Here is a 3,958-nt window from a genome sequence, read left to right as displayed (position 1 = left end):
GAGCGATAATCCTTACGCCACGAAGAGTTCGACTTCTGAACTCTTCCGTCAGGGAAGGGTTTGGAGGTCGCGGCAGACTACCCAGCGGGACCGTTCGGCCTCGCATCGGCCGCCGCCGCGATGGAGAAGATCGACGGCGGCCGCGTCAGCATCCCGTCTTCAGCGGGCCCCCGCGAGAATCTGCTCGTCGACCGGCTCCGCGGCGAAGGATCCCACCGGTGGGCAGGTGCAGACCAGGTTGCGATCACCATAGGCGCCGTCGATCCGACGTACCGGGGGCCAGTACTTGGCGGCCCGCAGCGAAGCGACGGGATAGGCCGCCACCGATCGCGGATAAGCGTGCGACCATTCGTCGGCGGTAACCATCTGTGCGGTATGCGGAGCATTATTCAGAGGATTGTCGGTCCGCGGCCAGATACCGTCTCCAACCTTTTCCACCTCGGGCCGAATGGAGATCATCGCGTCGCAGAAACGATCGATCTCGCCGAGATCCTCACTCTCCGTCGGCTCGACCATCAGTGTTCCGGTAACCGGGAAGGACATGGTCGGAGCATGGAAACCGTAGTCGATGAGACGCTTCGCCACATCGTCCACGGTGACGCCGGTCATCTTCGTCAACGGCCGTAGGTCCAGAATGCACTCATGGGCGACCAGCCCGTCCCGGCCCGCGTAGAGCACCGGATAGTACGGACGCAGCCGGTGGGCAATGTAGTTGGCGTTCAGGACGGCCACCGAGGTCGCCCGGCGCAGGCCATCCGTACCCATCATCCGGATGTAGGCCCACGGAATCATGAGAATTCCGGCCGAGCCCCATGGGGATCCCGAGATCGGGCCCACTCCGGTGGCCGGTCCGGCCTCCGGCCGCAGCGGGTGGTTCGGCAGATAGGGTAGGAGTTTCTCGACCACGGCGACCGGGCCGACCCCCGGACCCCCGCCACCATGCGGGATGCAGAACGTCTTGTGCAGGTTCAGGTGGCTCACGTCGGCCCCGAACTGCCCCGGCCTGGCGAGCCCCACCAGAGCGTTGAGGTTCGCTCCGTCTACGTACACCAGGCCGCCGGCCTCATGCACGATCGCGCACGCCTGCCCGATGCCCTCCTCGTACACACCATGGGTCGACGGGTAGGTGACCATCAGCGCCGCCAACGCGTCCGCGTTCGCGCGGGCCTTGCGGGCCAGATCGTTCAGGTCGACGTTCCCGTCGTCGTCACAGGAGACGACGACCACCCGCATTCCCGCCATCGCGGCGCTCGCCGCATTCGTCCCATGCGCCGAGGAGGGAATGAGACAGATGTTTCGCACCACGGACCCGGGAACAGCATGATCGCGGTGATAGGCCCGGATGGCGAGCAGCCCGGCGAGCTCACCCTGACTGCCGGCATTCGGCTGGAGGGAAACCCCCGCATACCCGGTGATCTGCGCAAGCCAACGCTCTAGGTCCTGAATCATCGCGAGATATCCGGCGGCCTGGCCCAGCGGAGCAAATGGATGGATGTCGGCGAATTCCGGCCAGGTGACCGCGGCCATCTCCGTGGTCGCGTTGAGTTTCATCGTGCACGACCCCAAGGGGATCATGCCCCGGTCGAGAGCCAGATCAAGATCGGACAGTCGACGCAGATAGCGGAGCATCGCGGTCTCCGACCGATGGTCGTGGAACACCGGATGTTGCAGGTAGGGATCCGTACGCACCAGTTCGGCGGGCAGCGCCACCAGCTCGTCCGCCATCTGGTCTGCCTGGTCCGCGCGGGCCATGAGATGATCGCTCGCCGCCGCGACGGGCCCGGTCCGAGCCCCGGTCCGGATCCCGCTTTCGGTCTCGGTCTCGGTCTCGGTCCAAGTGATGCCCGCCGTGGCCTCCGGGCCCACCCCGAAGGCCGACCAGACGGCCCCCAGCTCGGCCCGGCCCGTCGTCTCGTTGCAGGAGATGCCCACGTGGTCATCGTCGACCAGCCGCAGGTTCACTCCCCGCGCCAACGCGTCCGCAACCACCTGGGCGGCCCGGCCCGGTACCGCGGCGAGGACGGTGTCGAAGAACGCGTCGTGCACCACCGTCACACCGGCGGCGCGCAGGCCTTCGGCGAGGCGCACCGCGTGCCCGTGGAGGCGACGCGCGATCCCGGCCAGGCCCTCCGGGCCGTGGTAGACCGCGTACATAGAGGCGAGTACCGCGGGCAGCACCTGGGCTGTGCAGATGTTGCTCGTCGCCTTTTCCCGCCGGATGTGCTGCTCACGGGTCTGCAGGGTGAGCCGGTACGCGGGTGCGCCGTCCGCGTCGACCGATACCCCGACGAGCCGCCCCGGCAGGGACCGCTCCAGCCCCTTGCGCACTGCGAGGTAGCCGGCGTGCGGGCCTCCGAAGGACAGCGGTAGCCCGAACCGCTGCGTGCTCCCCACCGCGATGTCCGCGCCGAGATCACCAGGCGCCCGCAGCAGGGTCAGCGCCAGCGGATCGGCGGCGATCGTGACGACGATGCCGCGCTCCCTCGCCGCTGCGATCACACCACGCACATCCCGCAGGACGCCCGCCGGCCCGGGATAAGACAGCAGCAGGCCGAAGGTCGCATCCAGTTCCGCCGGGCCCACGGCCGTGAGTCCGGCGGCGAGATCCGCGACCACCACGTTGATCCCCAGCGCCTCCGCCCTGGTCGCGACCACCGCAATGGTCTGCGGGAGGGTGTCGGCCTCGATGAGGAACGTCGTGCGGGAACCCTTCGCCGTCCGGAACGCGATCTGCATCGCCTCGGCCGCCGCGGTCGGCTCGTCCAGCAGGGAGGCTCCGGCCACCGCCAGGCCGGTCAGATCAGTGATCATCGTCTGGAAGTTGAGCAACGCCTCCAGGCGGCCCTGGGAGATCTCCGGCTGGTACGGCGTGTACGCTGTGTACCAGGAGGGGTTCTCCAGGATATTGCGCTGGATGACTCCCGGCATCACCGCGGGATGGAACCCCAGCCCGATCATCGAGGAAACCGGTCGGTTCCTGCTACCGAACGCGCGTAGGGCCGCGAGCACCGCGGGTTCACTCAGCGCCGCGGGAAGATCCAGATCCTGGTCACGGATGCTCGCCGGGACGGCCGCATCAGTGAGCGCGGCCAGTGATTCCACGCGCAGCGCATCCAGCATCGCCCGTTGGGAGGACGGGTCCGGGCCGATGTGCCGATCGGCAAACCGCGAGATGGCCGCGGCGGGCAGCCGCCTCGCACCGTTCCTGCCCACCGCCGCGGCGCTACCCTGCCGCGGCGCCCCCGACCGCGCGTGCGACGACGCGGGAGCGGTCGTGGCGGCCATGGCGGCCGTGGCCGGTCCATCGGCATAGGGGGTGTCGTCGTACTCGGTGACGTCAGGCATGATGACTGCTCCGGAGGTCGGGCGACGACGGATCATGCCGGCGCCGCGGCGGGCCTCCCCCCCTGTCATAGGCCTGAGAGCTTCACCGGCGCCGCCGCCGGCAGTCCGGGGAGCTGCGGGCGGGGAACGCGGCTTTCACCGTCGGCGGGACACCTCACGGCGTCCACTTTCCAGAGTTGCCTGACCCGGCGGTTGGGGGCCTGAGAGTTTATGGGGAGAGCTTGCTCCTTCGGCGTCCCGACCAGCGAGCGACCGGGACTCTCCCGCACAGGTGTGAGCGGCATCGGTATGGAGTTGTGGGACGGGGCACGGATGACCCGGGGATGCCTACCAGTAGCGAATGATCGGCTCCCGACTGGCGCCGGTCCCCTCGACGCCGGCTGCGTTCAGCCACGATTCCACTCCCCGAACACTAGCTGCGGGAGCCCGGCGGGCCAACCAGTGACCCCCACCGAAACCTGTTCGCAACATGAACCCACGAACCCGTGGAGCCGTGGGCCGTGGCCACGGGACCATCGGTCGTCCGCCATCCGATCCTGCGGGCGGAGGCGGCGGCCTCGGCGTCAGGGCCGCCCGCCGGTAGGCGATACGAGCGCGGACATCTATGTATCTA

1 protein-coding gene and 2 riboswitches are annotated in these 3,958 nt (G+C 68.6%); the gene reads right to left on the bottom strand.

Features of this window, described 5'->3' with window-relative positions:
* Window positions 1-159: 159 nt before the first annotated feature.
* On the bottom strand, window positions 160-3,345 hold the full coding sequence (gcvP, locus tag ACY45C_RS20505; RefSeq protein ID WP_462189182.1) for an aminomethyl-transferring glycine dehydrogenase: 3,186 nt from the start codon (window positions 3,343-3,345) through the stop codon (window positions 160-162).
* 55 nt (window positions 3,346-3,400) lie between these two features.
* Window positions 3,401-3,524: riboswitch (glycine riboswitch) on the bottom strand.
* Window positions 3,525-3,621: riboswitch (glycine riboswitch) on the bottom strand.
* Window positions 3,622-3,958: the final 337 nt, after the last annotated feature.

It is taken from the genome of Frankia sp. CcWB2, assembly GCF_977927585.1.
This window is presented reverse-complemented; position numbering and strand designations above follow the sequence as displayed.